Annotated in this window: 1 protein-coding gene and 1 pseudogene; one reads left to right on the forward strand and one right to left on the reverse strand. The window is 72.2% G+C overall.

What is annotated here, in order from left to right; translation table 11 throughout:
• A partial coding sequence (gene rocF, locus AC27KI_RS23055) for an arginase (protein ID WP_487116035.1) occupies window positions 1-894 on the forward strand: 894 nt, incomplete at its 5' end.
• A 31-nt stretch (window positions 895-925) separates the two neighbouring features.
• Here rocF and AC27KI_RS23060 read toward each other — a convergent pair.
• Window positions 926-2240 (reverse strand): annotated as a pseudogene (locus AC27KI_RS23060) (AMP-binding protein); the annotation flags it as partial.

Consider the following 2240-nt stretch of genomic DNA (forward strand, 5'->3'; position numbering starts at 1 on the left):
CGCCTGGGCGCGGCCATGGGGCCCGACGCCCTGCGCGTCGCCCAGCTGGGCCCGGCCCTCGCGCGGTTCGGCGTGGACGTGGAAGATGCCGGCAACCTCTTCGGCCCGCCCAACCCGCAAAGCGCCCGGGGCGACCACGGGCTGCGCAATCTGGCGGAATGCGTGGCATGGAACCGCGCGGTGCACGACGCCGTGTCCGCGCAGTTCGCCGCCGGCCGCATGCCCATCCTGCTCGGGGGCGACCACCACCTGGCGGTGGGCTCGATCAGCGCGGTCGCGCGGCACTGCCGCCAGACGGGCAAGCGCCTGCGCGTGCTCTGGCTCGATGCCCACGCGGACTGCAACACGCCCGCCATCTCGCCCAGCGGCAACGTGCACGGCATTCCCGTGGCGAGCCTGTACGGCTACGGCCCCGAATCGCTGTCGGCCCTGGGCGGCGCCGTGCCCGCGCTGCAGGGCGCGCAGCTGTGCCAGATCGGCCTGCGCAGCGTGGACGACGAGGAAAAGCGCCTGATCCGCGAGCTGGGCATCGAGGTGTACGACATGCGATCCATCGACGAGCTGGGCATGCGCGAGGTCATGCGCCGTGCGCTCGACGGGCTGGAGGGCGAGGCCGGCGACGATGTGCACCTGCACCTGAGCTTCGACGTGGACTTCCTCGACCCCGAGATCGCCCCAGGCACCGGCACCACCGTGCGCGGCGGCCCCAACTACCGCGAGGCGCAGCTGTGCATGGAGATGATCGCGGACACGGGCCGCTTGGCCTCGCTGGACATCGTGGAGCTGAACCCCGCGCTCGACGTCCGCAACCAGACCGCCGAGCTGGTGGTGGACCTGGTGCAGAGCCTGTTCGGCAAGAGCACGCTGGTGCGCGCCCGCCCCGCGGCTGCGTGACGGTGCGCTAACGCGCTAACGCACTGAAGCGCTAATGCGCCGCAGCGGTGGCCGCGCGCTGCTGCGCGAACGCCACGTACCAGGGCAGGCAGCCCGGGTTGGCCATGGCGTCCTGGTTGACCACTTTGTCCAGCGGCTGGCCCAGCAGCAGCTTCTTGATGGGCAGCTCCTGCTTCTTGCCGCTCAGCGTGCGCGGCACCTCGGCCACCTGCACGATCTCGTCCGGCACGAAGCGCGGCGACAGCGCGGTGCGGATGGCCGCGGCGATGCGCCCGCGCAGGGCGTCGTCCAGCACCACGCCGCCCCGCAGCGCGACGAAGAGCGGCATGTAGCTGTCGCGGCCCAGCGACTCCAGATCGACCACCAGGCTGTCCAGCACCTCCGGCAGGGCCTCGACGGCGCGATAGATCTCGCTCGTGCCCATGCGCAGGCCGTGGCGGTTGATGGTGGCATCGCTGCGCCCGTAGATCACGCAGCCGCCGTAGCGGCCGATCCGGATCCAGTCGCCGTGGCGCCAGACCGGGCCCATGTCCACGGGCCCGTCGCCCCCGCCCGGCCGCCGGCCGTGGCCCGGCGGGTACATGTCAAAGTAGCTCGCCAGGTAGCGTTTGCCGTTCGGGTCGCCGCCCTGCCCGGCCGGGCCCGGCTCGCCATCGCCCCACAGGTACAGCGGCATGGACGGGATGGGCTGCGTGCACACCAGTTCGCCCACCTCGTCGATCACCGGCTGGCCCTCGGCGTTCCAGGCCTCGACCGCCGCGCCCAGCATGCGGCACTGCATCTCGCCGGGCACCTGGGGCAGCTCGCGGTGCCCGCCGATGAAGGCGCCGCAAAAATCGGTGCCGCCGGAGATGTTGTTCCACCAGATGTCGCCGTCCGCATGCCCCGACACGCCCAGCGCGCGGAACTGCGCCGTGCCCCAGGCCTGCACCTCGGGCGCGAGCGGCGAGCCGGTGGTGCCCAGCGCCCGCACGCGCGACAGGTCGCCGCAGTCCGTGAGCGACAGGCCCGACTTCATGCAGTTGGCGTAGAAGGCCGCGCCCGCGCCGAAGAACGTCACGCCCGTCTCGGCGGCGAAGCGCCAGAGCGTGCCCCAGTCGGGCCGCTCGCGGCTGCCGCCCGGGTTGCCGTCGTAGATCACGCAGGTCTGCCCGCCAGCAGGCCGCTCACCTGCGCGTTCCACATCACCCAGCCGGTCGAGCTGTACCAGTGGTAGCGCTCGCCGAACGAATTGGGCTCGTAGCTGCAGCCGATGTCGTTGTGCAGCCCCTTGAGCTGCAGCGCCACCAGCACCATGCCGCCGTGGCCGTGCACGATGGGCTTGGGCAGGCCGGTGGTGCCGCTGG

The sequence above is a fragment of the Acidovorax sp. KPB24-03 genome, assembly GCF_057546605.1.